Annotated in this window: 16 protein-coding genes and 1 riboswitch; of the genes, 11 read left to right on the top strand and 5 right to left on the bottom strand. The window is 49.4% G+C overall.

The window, feature by feature from the left end; translation table 11 throughout:
- Positions 1-48: 48 nt before the first annotated feature.
- Positions 49-705, bottom strand: a complete 657-nt coding sequence (locus AB4875_RS13745; RefSeq protein WP_368376626.1) for a TetR/AcrR family transcriptional regulator — start codon at positions 703-705, stop codon at positions 49-51.
- 164 nt (positions 706-869) lie between these two features.
- Here AB4875_RS13745 and AB4875_RS13740 point away from each other — a divergent pair, with 164 nt between their 5' ends.
- The 9 genes from AB4875_RS13740 to atzF all read left to right on the top strand — a co-directional run bounded on the left by AB4875_RS13740 (position 870) and on the right by atzF (position 13,040).
- Positions 870-2,327, top strand: a complete 1,458-nt coding sequence (locus tag AB4875_RS13740) for a GDSL-type esterase/lipase family protein (RefSeq protein WP_368376625.1) — start codon at positions 870-872, stop codon at positions 2,325-2,327.
- Positions 2,324-2,572, top strand: a complete 249-nt coding sequence (locus tag AB4875_RS13735) for a hypothetical protein (RefSeq protein WP_368376624.1) — start codon at positions 2,324-2,326, stop codon at positions 2,570-2,572. Before AB4875_RS13740 ends, AB4875_RS13735 begins: the two co-directional genes overlap by 4 nt.
- Positions 2,573-3,237: 665 nt before the next feature.
- Positions 3,238-3,366: riboswitch (guanidine-I (ykkC/yxkD leader) on the top strand.
- A 61-nt stretch (positions 3,367-3,427) separates the two neighbouring features.
- Positions 3,428-4,471: a putative urea ABC transporter substrate-binding protein gene (locus AB4875_RS13730; protein WP_368377085.1), complete on the top strand. Its 1,044-nt coding sequence runs from the start codon at positions 3,428-3,430 to the stop codon at positions 4,469-4,471.
- A gap of 101 nt (positions 4,472-4,572) precedes the next feature.
- The gene (locus AB4875_RS13725; RefSeq protein ID WP_368376623.1) at positions 4,573-5,397 is read left to right on the top strand and encodes an ABC transporter permease; all 825 of its coding nucleotides are present in this window, start codon (positions 4,573-4,575) and stop codon (positions 5,395-5,397) included.
- Positions 5,394-6,170 (top strand): ABC transporter ATP-binding protein, encoded by a 777-nt coding sequence (locus tag AB4875_RS13720; protein WP_368376622.1) that lies wholly within the window; start codon positions 5,394-5,396, stop codon positions 6,168-6,170. The genes AB4875_RS13725 and AB4875_RS13720 overlap by 4 nt, the downstream gene beginning before the upstream one ends.
- A gap of 3 nt (positions 6,171-6,173) precedes the next feature.
- Complete coding sequence (locus AB4875_RS13715) at positions 6,174-6,884, top strand: urea amidolyase associated protein UAAP1 (RefSeq protein WP_368376621.1); 711 nt, start codon at positions 6,174-6,176, stop codon at positions 6,882-6,884.
- Positions 6,885-6,899: 15 nt separating this feature from the next.
- Positions 6,900-7,544, top strand: coding sequence for an urea amidolyase associated protein UAAP2 (locus AB4875_RS13710; protein ID WP_368376620.1), 645 nt, complete (start codon positions 6,900-6,902; stop codon positions 7,542-7,544).
- Positions 7,545-7,629: 85 nt separating this feature from the next.
- Positions 7,630-11,244 carry an urea carboxylase gene (gene uca, locus AB4875_RS13705; protein ID WP_368376619.1) on the top strand — a complete coding sequence of 1,205 codons (3,615 nt, stop codon included), beginning with the start codon at positions 7,630-7,632 and terminating at the stop codon, positions 11,242-11,244.
- The gene (atzF, locus tag AB4875_RS13700) at positions 11,241-13,040 is read left to right on the top strand and encodes an allophanate hydrolase (RefSeq protein ID WP_368376618.1); all 1,800 of its coding nucleotides are present in this window, start codon (positions 11,241-11,243) and stop codon (positions 13,038-13,040) included. The genes uca and atzF overlap by 4 nt, the downstream gene beginning before the upstream one ends.
- A gap of 531 nt (positions 13,041-13,571) precedes the next feature.
- Here the strand turns inward: atzF and AB4875_RS13695 are convergent.
- The 3 genes from AB4875_RS13695 to AB4875_RS13685 are packed head-to-tail and all read right to left on the bottom strand — an operon-like array spanning position 13,572 to position 17,731.
- A complete protein-coding gene (locus AB4875_RS13695) occupies positions 13,572-15,011 on the bottom strand; it encodes a TolC family protein (RefSeq protein ID WP_368376617.1) in 1,440 nt (479 codons plus the stop codon).
- Positions 15,001-16,032: an HlyD family secretion protein gene (locus AB4875_RS13690; RefSeq protein WP_368376616.1), complete on the bottom strand. Its 1,032-nt coding sequence runs from the start codon at positions 16,030-16,032 to the stop codon at positions 15,001-15,003. The genes AB4875_RS13695 and AB4875_RS13690 overlap by 11 nt, the downstream gene beginning before the upstream one ends.
- The gene (locus AB4875_RS13685; protein ID WP_368376615.1) at positions 16,025-17,731 is read right to left on the bottom strand and encodes an ABC transporter transmembrane domain-containing protein; all 1,707 of its coding nucleotides are present in this window, start codon (positions 17,729-17,731) and stop codon (positions 16,025-16,027) included. The genes AB4875_RS13690 and AB4875_RS13685 overlap by 8 nt, the downstream gene beginning before the upstream one ends.
- Positions 17,732-18,418: 687 nt before the next feature.
- Here AB4875_RS13685 and katG point away from each other — a divergent pair.
- Positions 18,419-20,587, top strand: a complete 2,169-nt coding sequence (gene katG, locus AB4875_RS13680; protein ID WP_368376614.1) for a catalase/peroxidase HPI — start codon at positions 18,419-18,421, stop codon at positions 20,585-20,587.
- Between the two features lie 222 nt (positions 20,588-20,809).
- Complete coding sequence (locus tag AB4875_RS13675) at positions 20,810-21,007, top strand: CPXCG motif-containing cysteine-rich protein (protein ID WP_368376613.1); 198 nt, start codon at positions 20,810-20,812, stop codon at positions 21,005-21,007.
- 55 nt (positions 21,008-21,062) lie between these two features.
- On the opposite strand, the gene AB4875_RS13670 is transcribed toward AB4875_RS13675, so the two are convergent.
- Complete coding sequence (locus AB4875_RS13670) at positions 21,063-22,622, bottom strand: tetratricopeptide repeat-containing sulfotransferase family protein (protein WP_368376612.1); 1,560 nt, start codon at positions 22,620-22,622, stop codon at positions 21,063-21,065.
- Between the last annotated feature and the right edge of the window lie 71 nt (positions 22,623-22,693).

Genomic DNA, 22,693 nt, shown 5'->3' with positions numbered 1-22,693 from the left:
GCGCAGGCGCGGTACCACAGATTGATTCGGAGTAGAGGATGGATCCGCTCAGGCCGGTATCCCCAGTTCGCGACCCATACCGCTAAATATAAGCTCTGCCCCTGCCACCAACTCATCTAGGGGTTGCTTGAAGCCAGTCGCAATCCAGCCTTGGCACAAATGAATTATTGCCCCAATGGCACCTTTCGCCATGACCGCGAGCAGGACGTCACCGGGCCCACTATCAGGCAAAAATGGTTTGGTAAATCCTACTAGTAGCTCCACAAACTCGTTGTAGCTTTTACCATACATCCGACCCAGCTGACTCCGAACAGACATGGCTTCAATCATGATGAGGCGGGCCTTATCTGGGTTGTCTTTCACAAACCTGAACGCTTGCTGTAATCCGGCCCGCACCAGCTTGCGTGAATCTTTGAGGTGCGGCCTTGTCGCTAGCATTATCGTACTCAGGTATTCCTGGGTTACTGTCCGATAAGCCTCAACAAGCAATTGATCGCTGTTCGAGAAGGACTCATAAAAGTAACGTTTGGTCAGCCCAGCTTCATGGCAAATCGCATCGATACTTGTTGCGGCATAGCCTTCACGGCCGATTAGTTTAATACCGGCGGATAGTATCTTTTTTCGGCGTTCTGCCTGACGAGTACTAGCTGCCTTGCCGGCGTACTTACCGCTGCGCTGCGGTGCGGGCGCTGATTTTGTTGACATAGAACTCATGGCTATTGCTCAAAGATACATATTTGACACGAAGAAGTATCACATATACATTTGACACTGCATAGTGTCAGTTAGTGGCGGAACAGGGGATCACCCCTTATAAAAAAATAAACGCCAGTATAGATCCAGTACATATTCTCGCAGGAGCACTGCCCGTGACATATCTATTTACAAGCCACCCTGTGGCTTGTCGTCTATATACGTCCTTACATGCAATTAGGGCCAGCTTGGCACTGTGCGCCTGCCTGGCCATAATCTCCTGCGGCGGTAACAATAGCCAAAGCAACGCAAGTGTTAACAAGGGGCAATCCGGCGATACATCTTCCGCTGCTCATGAGCGTTGCTCACCGGTAGATTCGATACCTGCGGACCAGCACATGGTCACCAGCTGGCGCACTGCACCTACCGACGCCCTTATCACCCACCCTATTACCGCACTAACTGTTCGTCAGTTCTTCGCGCCACACTGGGATGGAGAAGTCATGCAGCTGCGGCTGTCGAATCGCTACTCCAGCCTGCCTGTCACACTAGAGAGTATTCACATCGCCCAGGAAGTCACACCCGGCGCACCCGAGCTAGTGCCTGACAGCGAATGTCTGCTGACGGTGGATGGCAACAGCCGCATCACCATTCCAGCAGGTGAATCGGTTGTTACCGACGTCATTGCTTATCCAATCCGTGCCTTTGAACGCGTCGGCATCAGCTTTTACGCACCTGAAGTCACACTGCAGATCACACGCCATCTGGGCGCAGACGAAATTCTTTACATGAGTCTCCCAGGGGATCACAGCACCGACCCGAATGGCACGATGTTTCAAGCAGTACCCGACGGCTACGCCAGTAACTTTCTGGCCATTGAAGCCCTAGAAGTGGCCGCGGCTCAGCAAGTGATGACCCTAGTCGCTGTGGGCGACTCCATTACTGATGGCTCCGGCTCCACGACCGAGTTCCTGAGTGGCGAAGCTGCCCGCATGACCTCCACCGACCAACGCTACCCCAACCACTTGCAACGCCGTATTCACGAAGCTGGCCTGCCATTAACTGTCGCCAATGCCGGCATAGGTGGCAATCAATTATTGAACGACGGCTGGTTGCCGCAATTTGGCGTAGCCATGCTTAACCGGCTGGACTATGACGTCCTCGCCATTACCGGCGCAACGCATGTGCTGGCGATGATCGGCACCAACGACTTCGGCAACCCAAAACCGGGCGCCGCACCTAGCCCGGAAGACATGATTGCCGGTTACATCGAACTGATTGAAGACATCCATGCTGCTGGCATGAAAATCACACTCGGCACCATCCCGCCGGCCGAAGGCGCGGTGACAGATGGCCTACCCCTGATTGGCGACCTGCCCATCGATATTGATGTGATGCACGGCACCGCTGAGGCCCGCGCCAGTCGTGATGTCGTCAATGCATGGATACGCACACAACAATTCAGCGACGGCATCGTCGATTTCGACGCCTGCCTCGAAGATCCAGAAAAACCCGGCTATCTCGCCCCTGAATACAACAGCGGCGATAACCTGCATCCCAGCCCTGAAGGCTACGCCGCCATGGCAGAATGCGTAAACCTCGACCTGTTCCGCACTCCTGGCAACGTATATTGAGTACTGTAACGAGTGCAGAAATGATTAAAACCATGTGCAAGTACATCATCAAATATGCCGGATTCCTTATGATACTGCTGACCACCGCCTGCGGTGGTAGCTCTGGCTCGGATGGCAAACAAGGCACTGCTAATGGCAGCAGCGTTCAGGAAGGTAATGCCTATACTGCAGAGTGGTTTTATTTGCTTGTAAGTTTGATCAAAACTTATGCACGCTTCGCATCTAAAGCCAATTTAAGATCCTAGCTCAACGATGAAAAGAGTGCTTTGCAACACGGATTTTTCAGCGTAATGCTTAAAATCTATTTTTATAATAACGGTACTGCTCGAAAGACAAAAGGGTGTCGTATGCCTGCAGGGAATTGTCAGGCATTCTCTTTTTTAGAAAAGCGAGAAGCAGAGAATGCTGCTAATACAGTTTCAAACCGAGCTAATTGCAAGCTTGAGCGAAGTTAAAAATATGCGGTATACGCCCATCCCAGAAAAGACCAAGAAAGGAAGTGGGCGATGAAATGCAATAATAATAAAGCTGTGATTATCGTTAGCAAATGTCTGCGCTAGCAAGCAGAACATAAATACGAGGTCTAATAAGCGCCGCGGCACCGCGCTGATTCAGAAAGCGCAGTTGTTTCAGGCTTTTAATACTCCAATCTAAATCTCCTAAATCATCAAGTAATCTCATCCACTGGCTAACTATTGACTGTGAAAGTGGCGGTGATTTTGTCTCATTATGATGCTGCGTGCGTTCTTTTTTGGTGCGTTTTAAAGCTTGTGCTCGTTTATATGGTTTCTGTAATCCCCCTTAATCTATCTAATAAGCCCATATAGTAAGCTTTCTTTGAGGTTGGCACGAAATCTGTATTAGTAATTGTGTCCGCACTCTTGGTGAACATTGGACGAACTACAATTTGGAAATGGAAAGCTAGGGTTCCGACCTCAATTATTGTTGAGGTGACTGGTCCGAGAGCTTTCGACCTTCGGCGCGTTTAGCAGCACTGCTAAACCACAAGGTTACACGGCGGGATAAAAGCCCGGGAGACGATCGGCGATATCCGCCAGGAGTGCTCTATGAATCTGTGTAAAACCGCTGGAGGTTTACTTATGAAGCGAATTGCCGCTTTACTGCTTACCCTGACGTTTTCGTCGTTCTCTGCTGCCGCTACTGACAGCTTCAAAATTTGTTGGTCCATTTACGTAGGTTGGATGCCTTGGGGCTACGGTTCCGAGCAGAAAATTATCGATAAATGGGCTAAAAAATACGACCTCGATATAGAAGTCGTTCAAATCAACGATTACATCGAATCTATTAACCAGTACACCACTGGTGCGTTTGCAGCTTGCTCCATGACTAATATGGACGCTCTGACCATTCCTGCTGCCGGTGGCGTTGACAGTACCGCCTTAATTGTTGGCGATTTCTCCAACGGTAATGACGCGGTTGTGCTTAAAGGTTACGAAGAGCTTAAGGACATTAAGGGCCAGCAGGTCAACTTGGTTGAGCTAAGCGTTTCCCATTATCTACTTGCTCGCGGCTTAGAAAGCGTGGGTATGACTGAGTCGGATGTCACCGTCGTAAATACCTCAGACGCTGATATGGTTGCGGTATTCCCCACCGCCGGTGTGACTTCGGTGGCGACGTGGAATCCTCTGCTAAGCGAAATCTTGAACATGCCTGGCTCGAATAAAGTCTTTGATTCTTCGATGATCCCCGGCGAAATAATCGACCTATTGGTTATCAATACCGAAGTCCTCGAAGCGAATCCTAATTTGGGTAAAGCCTTGACCGGTGCTTGGTATGAAATCATGGCCACTATGAGTGACGCGGGTAAGAAGGGTATTGCTGCACGTACCGAAATGGGTGTTGCCTCTGGTACCGACTTAGCCGGTTATGAATCGCAACTCGCCAGCACCAAAATGTTTTATACCCCAGCCAGCGCGGTTGAATTCACTAACAGTGCCGCACTCAAAACCACCATGAAGAATGTTGCAGAGTTCTCCTTTAAGCATGGTCTCTTGGGCGATGGCGCTCCAGATGCTGGATTCATTGGTATAGAAACCCCAGCGGGCGTGTTTGGTAATAGTAAAAACATTAAGCTCCGCTTTGACCCTACCTATATGCAAATGGCCGCTGACGGCAAATTGTAAGACGCCTTTGCTAGTCATGTGTCGTGATGATTTAAATGGAATCGCGGCGCGTGGCTAGCAAGCTATTTAACAGGGAATGCAGTTAACAAGGTAAGGTGATTATGAAACGACTTATCAATTTCACACCCTCACGGATATGGCGAATTGGTCTGGCTCTGCTGCCATTTGCGGCAATTCTATTACTATATATTTCCGCGTCAGATGCGCGGCTCGCTGAAAACGCCGCTGATAAATTACTACCTAGTTTTGCGCAAATGGGCGATGCCATCCAACGCCTAGCATTTGAACCCAGCAAGCGCACCGGCGATTATTTGTTTTGGCAGGATACCCTCAGCAGCTTACAGCGTCTGGGATTGGGTATGCTGATTGCTGCGTCACTGGGCATGTTCTTTGGATTGATGACCGGCGCCTTGCCAGTTTTAAATGCCAGTTTTGCGCCACTGCTAACGGTCATATCGCTGGTGCCACCCATGGCTTTGCTGCCAGTATTATTTATTGTATTCGGATTGGGTGAGGTCTCTAAGGTGGCGCTCATTGCAATCGGCGTAACGCCCTTTATCGCCAGAGATATTCAAAAGCGTACTCTGGAGATTCCCCGTGAACAGTTGGTTAAAGCACAAACCTTGGGCGCTAATAGTGGCCAGATTATTTTGCGGGTATTGATACCCCAGTTAATGCCAAGACTGATCGATGCAGTGCGTCTGTCATTGGGCACGGCGTGGTTATTCCTCATTGCTGCAGAAGCGATTGCGTCGACAGATGGTTTGGGCTACCGGGTGTTTTTGGTGCGGCGCTACCTTTCTATGGATGTTATTTTGCCCTATGTTGCATGGATTACGGTGTTAGCTTTCGCTATCGATTATCTGCTTGCCAAGCTCAGTCGTTTGGCCTTTCCGTGGCACGCTCAGCAGGAGGGTAAGTCATGATAGAAATTAACAATATTTGGAAACGCTATGGCGACAATGTCATTCTGGAGAATATTTCTGCCTCGGTAAAAGAGGGCGAATTTGTCACGCTGGTTGGTGCCTCAGGTTGCGGTAAAAGTACCTTTCTAAAAATGCTTCTGGGTACTGAAACGCCATCGCAGGGTAGTATTTTACTCGACGGAAAACCTATTCCCTCAGAGCCTGATGCAGATCGCGGCGTGGTGTTTCAGCAGTATTCCGTGTTTCCGCATTTAAGTGTTTTAGAAAACGTGGTGATTGCCCGGGTGTTTGAAAAAACCAAATCGGGCTTCCTCTGGGGAAGTGCTAAAAAGGCCGCAAAGGCAGAGGCAGCCGAGCTGTTGAATATTGTCGGCCTTAGTCATATGCAACATCGTTACCCCGATGAGCTCTCTGGTGGTATGCGTCAGCGTTTGGCGATTGCTCAAGCCTTAATTTTAAAACCGCGAATTCTATTGCTAGATGAACCCTTCGGCGCCCTTGATCCCGGTATTCGTGCAGATATGCACGAGTTGGTACTGGATCTATGGAGTAAACATAAGCTCACTATATTTATGGTTACCCACGACTTAAAAGAGGGCTTCCATCTGGGAACTCGACTGTGGGTATTTGATAAACGTCGGGTGGATGCACAAGCACCTAATGCTTACGGCGCCGGGATTACCTACGATCTGCCAGTGGGAGAGTGTGCCCAAGAATTACTCGATGAAATTGACGAGAGTCTGATGGAAGCCGAGCAGCCGGAGTACGTTTAAAAAATGCAAAATTATGAAACAGTACTACCCGCCGGCGGCCATTGGTCTGTCGAGCTCCGGCGGGGTACTCAGATCACCTTGCGTGATATAGATGGCGGTGGCAACGCGGGTATGCTCTTTTATAACCCGCGCAATTTATTGGAGCGGTATAACGCCCCAGATACACTCAAATGTCAGCACACGTTTAAACTCTCCCAAGGTCATTGCTTGTATTCTGATATGGGGCGGATTTTCGCATCCATTATCAGTGATGACGCCGGTTGGCATGACACGGTGTGTGGTAATAGTCATGCGGCTCAAGTGGCAGATCGCTGGGGCGCGCGCAATTATCAGCGCGACCGCAATGACTGGCACCAGAATGGCTACGATGCCTTTTTAACCGAATTGGCAAAGTACGGCATGGGCGGCGCGGACATGGCGGCCAATATCAACTGGTTCAGCAAAGTGGTGACCGATGCCGACGGCAATATGTCGCTGGCAGAACATGCTAGTCCAGCGGGCAGTAGCGTCACGCTGAGGCTTGAAATGGACGCCTTAGTGTTGATACATGCCTGCCCGCATCCCTTGCGGCAGGCGGAGCAATATCCCCGTCATCGTATTGGTATTGAACTGGGCTCAGCCGAGCCGATGACTGACAATGATATATGCCTGAATCACTGTGACGAAAACCGTCGCGGTTTTAAAAATAATGCCTTGTATTACCTAGGCAGCTGAGAAGAGGGCTGCATTATGATTAAAGAAAGTAACTTGCCAGAAGCAGCGGCGGTATTCCGTGAAGTGGTATTGGCGGGTGATTATTACCTGGGTAAAGTCAGCGCCGGACAAGTTTTTAGATTATTAGATTTAGAGGGTAATCAGGCGGCGGACACCTTGTTTTATTGTGCCGACGATCCGGCTGAACGATACAGTGCCACCGATACTATTCGCGAGCAGGGCAATGTGTATTTGACGGCGGGCTCAATACTGCGCAGCAATAAAAATCAGCCCATGCTAGAAATTGTTGCTGACACCTGTGGCCGCCACGATACCCTTGGCGGTGCCTGCGCCACCGAGAGTAATACCGTGCGTTACGATTTGGAAAAACGGTGTATGCACGCCTGCCGAGATAGCTGGATGTTGGCCATTGCCGAAAAGCCAGAATACGGTTTGAGCAAGCGCGATATTACCCACAATATCAATTTCTTTATGAATGTGCCGGTCACCGCAGATGGCGGCCTGAGCTTTGCCGATGGTATTTCTGGCGCCGGTAAATACGTGGAGCTGAAAGCCTTAGCTGATATTTACGTGCTTATCTCTAATTGCCCCCAGTTGAATAATCCCTGCAATGCCTACAACCCTACTCCTATTGAATATTTAGTGTGGGACGCAGCTTGAGCTCGGCATAAACATTGTTTTGTTAACGCTTCAGTGGACGGCCACTGTCGTATAGCACAACGGGACGGCCCGTTAACGGATTGCTATGTTCCAGAAAGTTTTGATTGCGAACCGTGGCGCAATTGCCACGCGGATAATTCGCACCCTAAAAGATTTTGATATTATCGCCGTTGCGGTTTACGCCGAAGCCGATGCCCGTAGTTTGCATGTCCGCAACGCTGATGAAAACTATAGCTTAGGTGACGGCGGTGCTGCCGAAACTTATCTCAATGCCGATAAAATCCTCGATATTGCCAAGCGCTGTGGCGCAGAAGCTATCCACCCTGGCTACGGCTTTCTCAGTGAGAACGCCGCTTTTGTTCGCAGTTGTGAGGCAGCGGGTATTGCCTTTATCGGCCCGACCGCACAGCACATGCTCGATTTTGGTTTAAAACATAAAGCGCGAGAAATTGCTGAGTCGGTGGGCGTGCCACTGCCCCCCGGAACCGGACTTCTAAATGATCTGGAAAGCGCTGTTAGCTTGGCGGCGGGGATTGGCTACCCAATAATGTTAAAAAGTACTGCCGGCGGCGGTGGTATCGGCATGCAGGTTTGTCATAGCGAAGACGATTTGCGCAGCGGCTTTGAAAAAGTTAAAAAACTGGGCGGCAATAATTTTTCCAACGACGGCGTGTTTCTGGAAAAGTTTATCGCCCGCGCTAGGCATATTGAAGTTCAGGTATTTGGCGATGGTTACGGTCAAGTGGTCGCCATTGGTGAGCGCGACTGCTCGGCTCAACGTCGAAACCAGAAAGTAGTGGAAGAATGCCCGGCGCCGAATCTGCCGGATTCTGTTCGCCACTTACTCTACACCCAAGCCGAGGATTTACTGTCAGCAATAAATTATCGCAATGCTGGCACCGTCGAGTTTATATACGATCAAGACAGTCGCGAATTTTACTTTTTGGAAGTGAATACCCGTTTACAAGTAGAGCATGGCGTCACTGAGGCAGTGTGGGGAATAGACCTAGTTGCATGGATGCTTATGTTAGCCGCGGGCGATCTGCCGGATCTTGCTGAACTGCGCAAAACCTTGGTGCCCAAGGGGCATGCAGTGCAAGTGCGAGTTTATGCCGAAGATCCGTATCGCCAGTTCCAGCCCTGTGCAGGTTTGCTTAGTAAGGTTTCTTTTCCAGAAGCCAAGGGACTGCGCATCGATCATTGGCTAGACAGCGGCATTGAAGTGTCACCGTATTTTGATCCCATGTTGGCCAAGGTTATATTCCATGCGCCAGAGCGCAGCGCGGCCTTGCAAGGCGTGGCTGCAGCCCTAGATGAAACCGAGTTATATGGCATCGTTAGCAACCGTGAATATCTGCGGGCGCTGCTAGATGACCCCTTACTAAAAGAAGGGCTGATCACCACTCGCTACCTCAACGATTTTCAGTGGCAGCCGCAGCGGATGACTGTGTTACAGGCGGGGACTCAAACCACCGTGCAGGATTATCCTGCCCGCAGTGGATATTGGGACGTCGGCGTGCCGCCATCCGGGCCCTTCGACAGTTATTCCTTCCGTTTAGCTAATCGCTTACTGGGTAATGACAGCCGCGCCGCTGGTTTGGAAATGACACTGCAAGGTCCCAGTCTGCAATTTAGTGTGGCCACCGATGTGGTGATTGGCGGCGCAGAGATACCGGCAACTGTGTTTGGTGGAAGCGCCGGAGCGGACGGAATGTCAGTATTACCTTGGCAGGTTTTACATATTGAGGCTGGCCAGACGCTTACTCTGGGCCGTATTAGTTCAGGCGCTCGAGCTTATCTGGCTGTGGCCGGTGGCATTCAATGCCCGGAATATTTAGGGTCGCGTTCGACTTTCACCCTTGGTCAATTCGGCGGTCACAGCGGTCGCGCGCTGCGGGTGGGTGATGTCTTGTCATTAGCTAACACGCAGTCTGAGGCGAATCATTTACCCGCTCAGCTTAAACCTGAAATCACCCAGGACTGGAGCTTAAGGGTGATCTATGGACCACACGGCGCCCCAGACTTTTTTACTCCCGCAGATATTGAAGCGTTTTTTGGCGCCCAGTGGGAAGTGCACTATAACTCCAGCCGCACCGGCGTGCGTTTGATTGGTCCCAAACCAAATTGGGCGCGTGATAGTGGCGGCGAGGCGGGTATGCACCCGTCGAATATTCACGACAATGCCTATGCCTTTGGCACCGTTGATTTTACCGGCGATATGCCGGTTATTCTGGGTCCCGACGGCCCGTCATTAGGCGGTTTTGTGTGTCCCGCTACCGTCATCAGCGCCGACCTCTGGAAGCTCGGCCAGTTGCGCGCCGGAGATAAATTACAATTTGTGGCGGTTACTATTGAAGACGCGGTAGCGGCCGAGGCTGCCCAGCAAGCCAGTATTGAAACACTCGCGGCGGCCCCGGTAGTGATGACGCCCGTGAGTGAATTGCCATCGCCTATTGTGCAGCGTCTGAGCGCCGAGGAGGTCGGCGATGAAGTCTTGTATCGGGTCGCTGGCGATCATTTCTTATTAGTTGAATACGGCCCCTTGGAACTCGATATTCGCCTGCGTTTTCGCGCCCACGCACTGATGCAATACTTGCAGGAAAATGCTGTGACTGGGGTGCGTGAAATGACACCGGGCATACGATCTTTACAGCTCCATTACGACTCCCAGATAATTTCCTTAGCAGACTTGCTAGCGATATTGAGCGTGGCCGAGAAACATCTTTCAACGCAGCTGGAGCAGCTCAATGTGCCGTCGCGGACGGTGTACTTGCCGTTGAGTTGGGATGATGAAGCTTGTCGTCAAGCCATTATTAAATACCAGCAATCGGTGCGTGAAAATGCTCCCTGGTGTCCGAGCAACCTAGAGTTCATTCGGCGTATTAATGGCCTTGATAGTATCGAGGAGGTCAAAGACATCGTGTTTGATGCCTCGTATTTGGTCATGGGTTTGGGTGATGTGTATTTGGGCGCACCGGTGGCGACGCCGGTTGATCCTCGCCACCGTTTGGTGACCACAAAATACAATCCAGCGCGTACTTGGACTGCTGAAAACTCGGTGGGCATCGGTGGTTCCTATCTCTGTGTTTATGGCATGGAAGGGCCGGGCGGCTATCAGTTTATTGGTAGAACGTTGCAAATGTGGAACCGCTACCGTCGCACCAAGGAATTCACCGAGCCCTATCTGCTACGCTTTTTTGATCAGATTCGTTTCTATGAAGTCAGCCAGGAAGAGCTGCTGCAAATTCGTGATGATTTCCCTTTGGGCAAGTATTCGCTGCGCATAGAAGAGGGTGAGTTTTCTCTCGCGGATTATCAGCAAATGCTGGTGGATAACCGCGAGGAGATCACCGCTCATACCGAGCAGCGCGAGCAGGCCTTTGCTGAGGAATTAGCGCGCTGGCATGCGGATGGGCAATTCCATTACGAAGCGCCCGAAATAGATGACTCGGCTGATGTCATTAGCCTGCAGGAAGGCGAGATCCCCGTAGATAGTTCGGTGGCGGGTAGCGTTTGGCAATTGTTAGTAAAAGAAGGTGACCTTGTGACTGAGGGGCAGCCACTGTTATTGCTGGAGTCTATGAAGATGGAAATCGCGGTATTCGCGCCACAGGCCGGACGCGTTAAAAAACAATTACTACATGAGGGCGCCAGAGTGAGTGCCGGTCAGTCTGTACTTATTCTGGAGGACTTAGCATGAACCTTTCCCTGACGACATTGCGCGCCGCTTATTTGGCAGGCACGACAACACCGCGTGAGGTGTTTGGAGTTATTGCTCAGCGCTGCGAACAATATCGCGATCACAATATTTGGATTTACCCACTCTCGATGGTAGAGCTGGAACCCTATTTTCAGCGCTTGGAGTCCGCTTCTGCGCAGGACCTCCCTCTTTACGGTATTCCCTTTGCCATAAAAGATAATATTGATTTGGCGGGTGTGCCAACCACCGCTGCCTGCGAAAGCTTCGCCTATACACCGGAAAGCTCGGCTTTTGTGGTGCAGCGCCTTATTGATGCGGGCGCTATTCCGGTCGGTAAAGCTAATCTTGATCAGTTTGCCACTGGCCTCGTCGGCACACGCTCTCCCTGGGGAGCGTGCAGAAATAGCTTTGACGCTAGTATGATAAGCGGCGGTTCCAGTGCCGGTTCTGCGGTCTCAGTAGCGCTGGGTATGGCGACGTTTTCACTGGGCACAGACACGGCAGGTTCCGGCCGTGTGCCAGCGTGTTTTAATAATTTGGTGGGCGTAAAGCCGAGTATTGGTTTGTTGTCTGCCAGTGGTATGTTGCCGGCCTGTCGGTCTTTGGATTGCATCACGATTTTCGCTTTGCAGTGCGACGATGCCAACGCTATTTTGACCGTCGCCGAGGGCGAAGATGCTGCTGATGCCTATAGCCGTGCCAATCCCTTTGCCAATAGCACTCGGCACTACGGACAATGGCAGGGCCCTTTGCGGATGGGCGTGTTAGCCGCCGATCAACTGGCCTTCTTCGGTCATGAGGACTACGCCGCCTGCTATCAAAAAGCGCTTGACGCGATTGCGGAGAGCGGGGTGGAGTTGGTCGAAGTGGACTTTGCGCCGTTTATAGAAGCCGCACGTTTATTATATGAAGGGCCCTGGGTCGCAGAGCGTTATATCGCCACTTCGCCGTTGATTCAAGAACGGCCAGAGGCACTACTCGATGTTACTCGCACTATAATTTCGGCGGGTGACAAAGGTTCTGCGGTTGATGCCTTTAAGGCGCAGTATCGATTAAAAGCGCTGCGTAAAGCGGCGACTGCGGTATTGGCGAGCGTAGACTGTTTGTTAACACCAACTGCAGGCCGACCCTACAGTATTGATGAAGTGAATGCCGAGCCTATTAAGCTAAATAGTAATTTAGGCTATTACACTAATTATATGAACCTATTCGACTTGGCGGGCGTGGCAGTGCCGACAGGGTTTACGGAGAGTGGTTTTCCCTTTGGTTTAACATTAGTGGGCGAGGCATTTAGTGATCGACGTCTATTGTCGGTGGCAAACCGCATTCAGCAACTCCTTAAATTACCACTGGGGAAATTACAGTCTGATTATCAAGCCTTGTCGAGCGTGCCTGTGAATAACTCGCAACGCATTGCGGTAGCGGTGTGTGGCGCCCATTTACAGGGACAGCCGCTTAACTGGCAGTTGACCGAGCGCGGCGGCTATCTGCTGTCACAAACTATGTCGTCGCCAGACTATAAACTTTATGCACTAGCCGGTGGTCCGCCGTTTAGACCCGGTATGGTGATTGCGCCGCAAGGCGAGGGCTGCGCTATTGAGGTCGAAGTGTGGTCCGTACCCGCCAGTGAGTTCGGCAGCTTTGTAGCGGGTATCCCTGCACCTTTGGGTATCGGTAAAGTCAGCTTGCAAGACGGCAGTCAGGTGAGTGGCTTTATCTGCGAAGCGTCAGGTCTAGCCGGCGCAGAAGATATCAGCCATTTTGGTTCCTGGCGACAGTATCTGGCCGCAAAATAAGCCCTTTAAAACTAAGTGGCATAAACGAAAGTTTAAGGCTCCCTGGTTACTATAGCGTTGCAGTCTGTCACCGCAGCGCTATAGTTATCAGCTATGCCGCTGTACATCCGTCCCAACATATAGCTTAAACCCCAGCCCCAGCCGAAACAGCCACTCTCATACTTATACAAAACAGTCGAATCTAATCAGAATGGTTTCTATCTAATCCTATAGATTAGCTTGGTTTTAAAGGGCTAAAGCTGGGCGATAGTCGGTATGTCTATGCGTGTCGATGGTTAGAATCTATGGGAAGTCGCGCGGCACCAAAACTAGGTCTCAACTGCACTCGCATCCAGTGCGCTGAATATATCAGTGCTTGGTGTAAAGTGTTAGGGGGGCGTGATCAATTTACTTATTGATAAAATGATCTGGACTGATAAGGCTTTAGCTTACAATCTAATTTGCAGACCCCTATGAAATGGGCAACAGGCAGCTTAAATCTGAGCTTCCATAATGATATTTGGTGTTTTTAAGCGCGCAATACCAAACTCACTACCTAGCGAGTTCCCCCGAATAAAGTTCGTTAACTTTATATGCACGACCAAGAAGTTCTATGCCGGCTAGAATACTCTTGAGTTGGTCCGTAATCGCTTCAACTTGCGCTTCAGCGCTATTCTCTTGTCGTACGTTAAGCAAGAAAATGTTACTGGCGCCTTGTTCAGCGCGCTTTTCTTCTTGCTGCTCTAGTTGCTTGGTGATTTCGGCGCGGCGTAGCGACACTTCAGCTTGAGATCTTTTGTTGATATATTTTGCGTGTGCTTGATGTAGCGATCCGCTTAGCGATTCTACTAGACCTTGTTTAAGATAGTTTAACTGTTTTATTTTTGCTGTGCTTTTATCTAGCTTTCCTCTTGCCGCGCGCCTTTCAAGCGGCATACTAAATTGAAGACCAATAAACGAATCCAAGTCGTCCCGGGTTTCGCTGCCCGCGCCGATGTCTTGACCTACCTTGGCGTAGATATCGAGATTGGGTAGGAGCTGATTCCTGTGAAATCGATTGGTGTTTTCTGTTTGTTTTAAGGCGTTCTCGATTTGCTGAATTTCTGGATGTTGTAAAAGGGCATCGGTTATCAAAGTGTTCATATCTATTCGTATATCTGCCGCTAGATCATTCAGCTTGGGGGGCTGGATTTCAGCGCTTGGCTTTTTTGGGTGACCCTGTTGGTCTCGCCAGTACATTGATAATCCAATAGATGTCAGCTCTAACTCGTTCTCGGCATTTAATACTTGGGAGTGACGTTTTAAGATGTTTTGCTCATTATCCAATAATTCTATTTCTGCGGAGCTTCCTAGAATGACTCGTTTTTGGATGGCATTGTGGCGATATTTGGCAGTTTTCAATAAGCTTTGATACACCTCAAGCTGTTTGTGTGCGTTTACCCAGTTTAGGTACGCAATGGCTGCTTGAACTCCGATATTGTTGATTGTCGTTTCTTGGCGCAACTCCTCCATGTCGACATTTAGATCTGAGTTAATAAGCGCCAAACGATTTTTATCAATATCTCCGTCTCGCAGTAATGACAAAGATACACCCATGCTGAATTCGCCGCGGTCTAGGGTGACAAATTCGTCTTCATAAATCGGGAATTGGCCGTCGGAAATACGATATTCGGCAAATAATTTTGCATTTGAATAACGTAAAGGTTTAATTACTTTTTGGGCCACGGATAGGCCGTCGTAATAGCCTGAGGTGCGCGCCCTAGTATTTTGTTGCAGTTCAATGTCGAATGCGCCTTGCGCGTATAAGCGATCTGCTCTCGCTTGCTGTAGTTCTTGTTGCGCTGCTAAAATATCTGGGTAGTAGCTATTAGCAGATAGTAGTACATCATTGAGAGTTAGTGTTTGCGCGGCATAAGTAGACGGTATAAGCGAAAAGACGAGCAAAAATATAGTTGCTACAACGCTTATGAAACCGTTCGAATTATTTTCCATTTTGGCCGTTTTCGACGCCAGCGAATTCTGGTGGGAAGTTGTTAAGCTGCCGCCATACTTCATAACCTAGACTGACCTCACTTAATAATATCCAGCCTTTTGCTTTGCTACCAAGGGATACAAAGCCATCACTTGGCCACGATTTGTCATCTGGGTCTTGAATTAACCAGACAGTGAATGTCCCCTTGAGTGACGCGACGGGTTCGATAAATTTTACCAGGCCGCCAAAAGTACCCACCGCGGCTGAGGGCCAACCACTAAACTGTAAGACTGGCCAGCCTTCGAACTCTAGGCGAACTTTTTGCCCAGGTTTGACTAGTGGTGCATCTAAACCGCTTATTTCCATTGCCACCGCTCGTTTAATGTTTCGCGGGATAAATGTCGCTAGCTCTTCACCGGCTTTGATGTAAGTTGCTGTGCCTCCGGATCGAAGTCTGGAAATCGTGCCATCGCCTGGGGCAAGCTTGGTTTGAGATGAAAGCCTAGACAGGCGTACATCCACCTGATTGACCTTCGCCATTGTCTTTGCTTGCTTTGCTTTTGATTCCTCGTGTTTTATATCTGCTAGCTCAAGATCGCGACGAGACACCAAGCCTTGTTTAAATAGTTTTTTCTGTCTTTCAAAATCAATTCTCGCTGTTTCTGTCGCTACAATATTGGCTTGATATTCGAAAACAACAGCTGCTTTTTCAGCGCTTAATCTCTCTATAAGATTAGGGTCTGTATCGACAATGGTGACGATAGGGTCACCTTTTTTGACCGGCTGACCTTCTTGAACATGCCAGTTGCCTATTTGACCCGTTACCAGTGCGCTAATTGTTTGAATACGATCTTCGGGTTTAAGTGCGCTAACTTTTCCAAGTCCAGCTGCAGTTTGTATCCATGGGGTGAACCATAAGATCAGAGCGATTACGATAATACCCGCTGCGGTTAGAATCGCGCTCAAGCGTGCGGCGCTTGGAAGTCTTTGAGCCTCTAGAGTTTTAAATTTTTTCCTATTAGCTTCTGTCAGCTTACTCACGGTCAACTCCTGGGTCATTCAGCGGGAGTATCGTTTGTGAGTTTTTTCCTGCGATTAATGTCTGCTTTGTTTCACCAAGCTGTAATTGGTGATCGACTGAGTCACTGTGATCTTGTTTAGTGAAATACAAAACGGTAAGCGGTAATTCAGATATTGAGTTCATAATGCTTTTGATTGACTCCTTGGTAAGCAAGTCAAAAAACGGTGTCAGTATTAGTATTTTGGGTTGCGTCAATAGGGTTGCCGCGAGCTTAAGTTGTAAAAAAGATGCGGGTGATAATGGGTCCCCTAAAGGCGATAGTAAGGTTTTTAAACCCTGTGGTAACTTATCAATCTCGTCCATAATATTTACCTGCATCAATACCGATCGCATTTCGGCTATTGCTGATCCAGGTTGTGACATATCTAAGTATTCTTCGATAGTGCACTCTACGATGGGTGCTCTGTCGATGACGACGATATCCTGACGCAAACGATAGACATCGAAGTCGCTAAAGTCGACGCCTGCCAGTTGAATAGCCCCAGACTGTGGATGAATGTTGCGCTTTAGAAGGTGGATAAAGCTGTATTGGGTGTTTACGTTTTCAGCGTGAACTACAATTTTAGTCTTTTCTGGGATGGTGAAATTGAATTTACAGGGGTTATTGTCGAGGGTGACGTTCTCGAAGCTTAAATAGCTTCCCTCCATAGTGCGATTGGCCCTCATTTCGATATTCTCTTGAGGAATTGAAAATATCTTTCCTAGTTCGTCGGCCGCACCGCACATTTCATAATAGAATTTAAGGTATTCAGAGGTCTTGGATAGGCCAAACAAAATAGCGGCTAAGATTAACTCGGCTGCAATGAGTTGGCCTAGTGATAGTTGGTTGATAGTAACCAGCCATCCTCCAATGCCTAGGAGGGCTGCACTTGCAGCTGCATAGAGCATTAGGAAGGCGATAGTTTGGGAGAAGGTATACTTAAAGTGGTCGCTATGCGTTTTAACATATTCCGCGGTGAGCTGCTCGGTGCGCTCTAGGGCATAATCAATATGTCGTGTTGATTTAAAGAACTCGTGTGCATAGGCAAGGCTATCCAGCCATTTAGATGTTTGATATTTTGCGTGAGAAAGTGCTACTGCGGTATTTATCGCAGAGTGCCCCCAAAGCCGCCAAATTAATAGTAGCGATAGTATTACCCCAAGATTAAACATTAATAAAACGGGGTGATAAAACGATACTAAAGTAAAACCTACAATCATTTGCAATAGCAGAGCGAAGCCATCCACTAATAGAAAGGGTATGTTCTTCTGGAGTACAACGATATCGAAGTAGCGGTTTGTTATGTCGGTATTTCTGCGTCCTGCGAAGTATTCATGACGGGCATAGATGGTGTGCAGGCTCACTTCTGCGGTTAATCTCGCATAAATTCTGCGTTGAAAATACTCCATAGTGCGCGTTCGCATGGCGGACAATGCAGCAGAAATTGATAGGCCTAAAAACAAAAGAATCGACAGGATAATAATAGCTCTTAGTGAGCTTATATTAACCAGAGTATTGATGAGTGTTTGTACCGCAATTGGCACCGATAGTGTCAAAATACTGATGGCGACACTGTAGACAATGGCAACATTAAAGAAATGTTTGTCGGGTGATATTAGCTCCCATAGAAATGCTGCGGGATGCTTTTCTTGCTTGGTAGTAGATGTGTGCGATTCCATAAATTGTAGATTACATAAGGCTAAGAGTTGAACGTAAACCTAAGACAGAAACCGGTAGGTTCTCCTAAACAGTAGGTATAAGCGTGCTAGCCAACATCATATGCAGTTTGCTACGTCAAGCTGGTCTCGTTTTACTGGGGTAATGTGTGTCGCCGAGTGTTACCAAATTACACGTTTACTATATCTGATGGGTGGCGATCTTGGCTACATTTTTTAAGCCTTTTAGAGGTCTTTTCTGGTCGCCATTATCCCGGTCGACAAGTTGGGTTTTGGAGCAAGCAGTAATCATTTTTATTCCAGTGTTGGCTGTGCTGTATTTTAGTGCGGTGGTGCGTTTTTGGGGCGGCCCGCGGAGTGCGTATTCTTGGTCAGTATTACCTAATGCCCTTTTTTTGGCGGGCGTTGTATCGCCTTTTTGCGAGGGCGGGGCTCAAATCTGCCGGCTTACTAAAAATAACTTAGATCAAACTCTGCTGTTATTTTAGCTACTTAGGGTTCATTGATGGTCTGAGTATCCTTGCGCCGCGTAACAATCTGCGTGGAGATTTTGGTGCTGTTAGTTTCTGAAAGCATCGTCAACAGTTAAAACCTATCAGCTCGATTGATAAGTACAGTTGGATAGCTGGGCTTGCTAGGGCTATAAAGGTAGGGCAAATAAGACTTTTACTAACGAAGGGAAACGATTTTATGTCAAATAACAAATGTCCGGTGAACCACGCTGCGGGTTCAGGAACCACAAATCGCGATTGGTGGCCAAACCAACTTCGGGTCGATATGTTGCATCAGCACTCGGCCAAGTCTAACCCTATGGGCGATGATTTTAACTACGCTGAAGAATTTAAAAGCCTTGATTTAGCTGCTTTGAAGAGTGATATCGCGGCGGTAATGACCGACTCCCAAGACTGGTGGCCTGCAGATTTCGGTCATTACGGTCCTTTATTTGTTCGTATGGCATGGCATAGCGCGGGTACCTACCGTATTGCTGACGGTCGAGGCGGTGCTGGCAGTGGTAGTCAGCGTTTCGCGCCCCTCAATAGCTGGCCAGACAACGGCAACCTTGATAAGGCACGCAGATTACTATGGCCCGTTAAGCAAAAATACGGTAAGAAAATCTCTTGGGCTGACCTGATGATTCTCACCGGCAATGTAGCGCTAGAGACCATGGGCTTTAAAACTTTTGGTTTTGCCGGCGGTCGCGAAGATATTTGGGAGCCTGAGTTAGATATTTATTGGGGCGCTGAAGGTGAGTGGCTTGATGATAAGCGTTACACCGGTGATCGAGATTTAGAAAACCCGCTTGGCGCAGTGCAAATGGGGCTAATTTACGTGAACCCAGAAGGCCCAAATGGTAAGCCTGATCCTCTGGCGTCGGCCGTCGATATTCGTGAAACCTTTGCCCGTATGGCGATGGATGACGAAGAGACTGTGGCACTCATTGCTGGTGGTCATACATTTGGTAAAACCCATGGCGCAGGTGATGCCGGCCTGGTTGGCGTTGAGCCGGAGGGCGGAAGCATAGAGCAGCAGGGTTTCGGCTGGAAGAGCAGCTACGCCAGCGGTAAAGGTGCAGATGCCATTACCAGTGGTCTGGAAGTGACGTGGACTAGTACACCCACTCAGTGGGGTAATAACTATTTTGAAAACCTGTTTTCCTATGAGTGGGAGCTGACTAAGAGCCCTGCGGGTGCCCACCAGTGGCAGCCTAAAGATGGCGCTGGAGCGGGTGTGATTCCCGATGCCTATGACGATACTAAACGTCATGTGCCCACCATGTTGACCACAGATATAGCACTTCGTGCTGATCCGGCTTACGAGAAGATCTCTCGACGTTTTTACGAGAACCCCCAAGAGTTTGCCGACGTATTCGCAAGGGCGTGGTACAAATTAACCCACCGCGATATGGGGCCACGGGTGCGCTACCTCGGTTCAGAAGTGCCGGCGGAGGAACTGATCTGGCAAGATCCGATTCCAGAAGTGGATCATGCATTGGTGGACGATGGCGATATTGCCGCGCTTAAAGCCAAGATCACTGCGACGGGATTGTCGATTGCTGAGCTAGTTTCTACAGCGTGGGCCTCGGCCTCTACTTTCCGCGGTTCGGATATGCGCGGTGGTGCAAATGGCGCTCGTATTCGTTTAGCTCCACAGAAAGACTGGGAAGCGAACGAGCCCGCAAAATTGGCCAAGGTACTTGCAGCGCTCGAAGGTGTTCAGAGTGAATTTAACAGCGGAACGAAGAAAGTGTCGCTCGCTGATTTGATCGTGTTGGCTGGCAGTGTGGGTATCGAACAGGCTGCCAAGAACGCTGGGCACTCTGTGACTGTGCCGTTTACGCCGGGCCGTATGGATGCATCGCAGGAGCAAACCGATGTCGCGTCATTTGCTGCACTAGAGCCAATCGCCGATGGCTTCCGTAATTACCTGAAGGGTAAATACTCGGTCGCTTCAGAGGCATTATTGCTTGATCGTGCACAGCTGATGACATTGAGCGCGCCAGAAATGACAGTGCTTATTGGCGGTATGCGGGTGTTGGGAGCTAATAATGGTCAAACTCAACACGGCGTATTCACCAAAAATGTGGGTTCACTTAGTAACGACTTCTTCGTGAATTTGCTAGATATGAGCACCGAGTGGAAGGCGACGTCAAAATCTGAAGAAGAGTTTGAAGGTCGTGACCGCAGCACAGGCGAAGTGAAATGGACGGGCACGAGGGCTGATTTAGTTTTTGGCTCTAACTCCCAACTACGTGCTTTGGCAGAGGTCTATGGCAGTGCCGATGCGCAGACGCGATTTGTCACCGAGTTTGTGGCGGCGTGGACTAAGGTGATGAACCTAGATCGCTTTGATCTTGCTTAAAATCACTGCGCAGAGACAGCCAGTTCGCCGCTGGATTTAATCTGCGGCGCTACTGCTAACATCAAGAAGGGGCTCAGAACGAGCCCCTTTTTTTGGCTAGTAATAATGTATGATTTGCGGAAGCGTGATTTTAGTAAATCGCAGCAAACTTACATTTTATGAATGACTATTCGATATGTGTTTGTTACCGCAGCTACTCATATACTACAGAGAGATTGTCTATTGAACGCTCTAGAATCGATTTCTGAACACTGCCCATACTGCGGTGAAGCTATTGAATTGCTACTGGATTCGTCTGCCGGGGACGACGAGTATGTTGAGGACTGCGAAGTCTGCTGCCGGCCAATGACCATCGCGCTTTCCTTGGATGAGGAGCTAGGGCTCACCGTTCGCGTGTATGCCGAGAATGAGGCATTTTGACGATTCCCCGTTAGCGTATACCGAGTTTTCATTGAGCTAAAATCGCAGCTCGGGATTATTCGATTTCTCCAAGCTCGCGCAGTCTTTGGTACATGGGCTGCAGCTGGCGCTCAAACTTCTGCCATTGATCTATTCGACCGGCATTGATGGGTGATCTTACTTGGGTGGCCGAAGTCGTTCTGACTGCCCGGGGATTATTGTAAAAGTGCAGGCACTCTTCTTCCCATGGCAAACCAATAAATGCCAGTAGCGCCTTAACAGTGGCTTCGTAATCGCTAATTAAGGTTTCGTATTCAAGAAAGAATACTTTGTCTGGCATGACTTTTTGCCAGTAGCGGTAAAGCTCGGAGGCGCCGTGGTAGCTATCAGCTAGTTCCTGCTGGTCGTAGGTAAAGCGCAGGCCGTCTGAAAAATATTGGCGGTAACACCCCCATAAATTATCCATGGCATTGCGCCGACAGAAAATAATTTTGCCCTCCGGTTTGGCAAGGTGAATTAACCCCAGCGCCTTATAATTTTGAAGATATTTATCGGTGAAAAACGCAGTGCCATGAAGGTTCTTGGTCATTGCTTGATAGCTTTCGCCAATGCTATGCCAGTCCGCCGGGCTTAAATCTTTTGCCCAAAGAGGAAAGGGTTTGTCGATGCGTTTTTGCTGCAATAAGGCAGCCGCTGCGCGGGGGAGTGCGTTTAGCTCATCGCCGGCGGTGACCATGGAGTGCGTTGAGAGAATCTGTTCTACCAAGGTAGTGCCGCTGCGTGGCAGGCCGCAAATAAATATTGGCGTGGCGCCGTGTGGTTCGGTGTCTAACGGCGTTTGATTGAGTGCTTCTGCACTGAAATGGATGGGAATATCTCGCAGCTGCTGCATTTCTTCGACGTGGTTGTACTCAAGCAAGCTGCGCTTTAGTTTTGCGCCACTTTCGATATGCAAAAACTGTTTTTCGCTATTGCCACAAAATTCATAACCGCGCGCCAGTGCATAGTGCAGCCGGGCTTTATTTTTGGCAGTGAGCGAGGGCTTGCTTAACACGGTCTCCATTTTATCAAGCTCTGCATCGCTAATGTCGTGGAATAAATCGGATCTATTCCAGTACGCGTAAGCATCTTGAGGTGCGAGCCGGATGCAGCGATTAAAGGTTTCTAGGGCGTCATCCATATTGCCCATTTCTTTTAGTATTACGCCGCGGTGATTGAGTGCCGTGGTATTGGCAGGCGTTAAGCGTAGGACTTTCGCAATCGATTGTAGGGCCTGCTCATGCTGATCTAGCAGTCGCAGTGCGGTTGCTTGCGAGAGTAGCGCGCTGATGTCACGAGGTTTGCTAGCCAGATGTTCCGCTGCTGCGGCGGCGAGCCCGCTGTAGTCGCCGGTTTCGGTGAGGCCCTGAAATAGCAGGGGCCAGGCACGAGTTAGCTGGGGTATTTGTGCTAGTAGCTGGCGGCTCAGCACAATAACCACTGGCCATTTACCATCGCTCGCTAACTGCTTGGCAAAGTTGATGGCTTGTTCGGCGGGCATGGCGTTTTTCCCCGGCCGGCCGGGAAGGCTGATGCTGACAACTTTGCGTTCGTGTTTATCGGGTGCGGATTTATTCGATGATTTTTTACTAGCCATTGGCGCCTGTAATTTATTAGCAAAGGATGTTGGTGTTGGCCTCAGCGGGGCGCTGAGTTTTTATTTCTTAC

The organism is Zhongshania sp. R06B22 (assembly GCF_040892595.1).
In the GTDB taxonomy this organism is placed as follows: Bacteria; Pseudomonadota; Gammaproteobacteria; order Pseudomonadales; family Spongiibacteraceae; genus Spongiibacter; species Spongiibacter arctica.
The sequence above is the reverse complement of the archived record's forward strand: the minus strand, read 5'-3'. Positions and strand labels throughout refer to the sequence as shown.

Coding starts and splice junctions, on each gene's coding strand:
- AB4875_RS13695 (WP_368376617.1), bottom strand. CDS start 15,011: ATGGAAAATAATTCGAACGGTTTCATAAGCGTTGTAGCAACTATATTT.
- AB4875_RS13710 (WP_368376620.1), top strand. CDS start 6,900: ATGATTAAAGAAAGTAACTTGCCAGAAGCAGCGGCGGTATTCCGTGAA.
- AB4875_RS13730 (WP_368377085.1), top strand. CDS start 3,428: ATGAAGCGAATTGCCGCTTTACTGCTTACCCTGACGTTTTCGTCGTTC.
- AB4875_RS13725 (WP_368376623.1), top strand. CDS start 4,573: ATGAAACGACTTATCAATTTCACACCCTCACGGATATGGCGAATTGGT.
- AB4875_RS13670 (WP_368376612.1), bottom strand. CDS start 22,622: ATGGCTAGTAAAAAATCATCGAATAAATCCGCACCCGATAAACACGAA.
- AB4875_RS13720 (WP_368376622.1), top strand. CDS start 5,394: ATGATAGAAATTAACAATATTTGGAAACGCTATGGCGACAATGTCATT.
- AB4875_RS13685 (WP_368376615.1), bottom strand. CDS start 17,731: ATGGAATCGCACACATCTACTACCAAGCAAGAAAAGCATCCCGCAGCA.
- uca (WP_368376619.1), top strand. CDS start 7,630: ATGTTCCAGAAAGTTTTGATTGCGAACCGTGGCGCAATTGCCACGCGG.
- AB4875_RS13745 (WP_368376626.1), bottom strand. CDS start 705: ATGTCAACAAAATCAGCGCCCGCACCGCAGCGCAGCGGTAAGTACGCC.
- atzF (WP_368376618.1), top strand. CDS start 11,241: ATGAACCTTTCCCTGACGACATTGCGCGCCGCTTATTTGGCAGGCACG.
- katG (WP_368376614.1), top strand. CDS start 18,419: ATGTCAAATAACAAATGTCCGGTGAACCACGCTGCGGGTTCAGGAACC.
- AB4875_RS13715 (WP_368376621.1), top strand. CDS start 6,174: ATGCAAAATTATGAAACAGTACTACCCGCCGGCGGCCATTGGTCTGTC.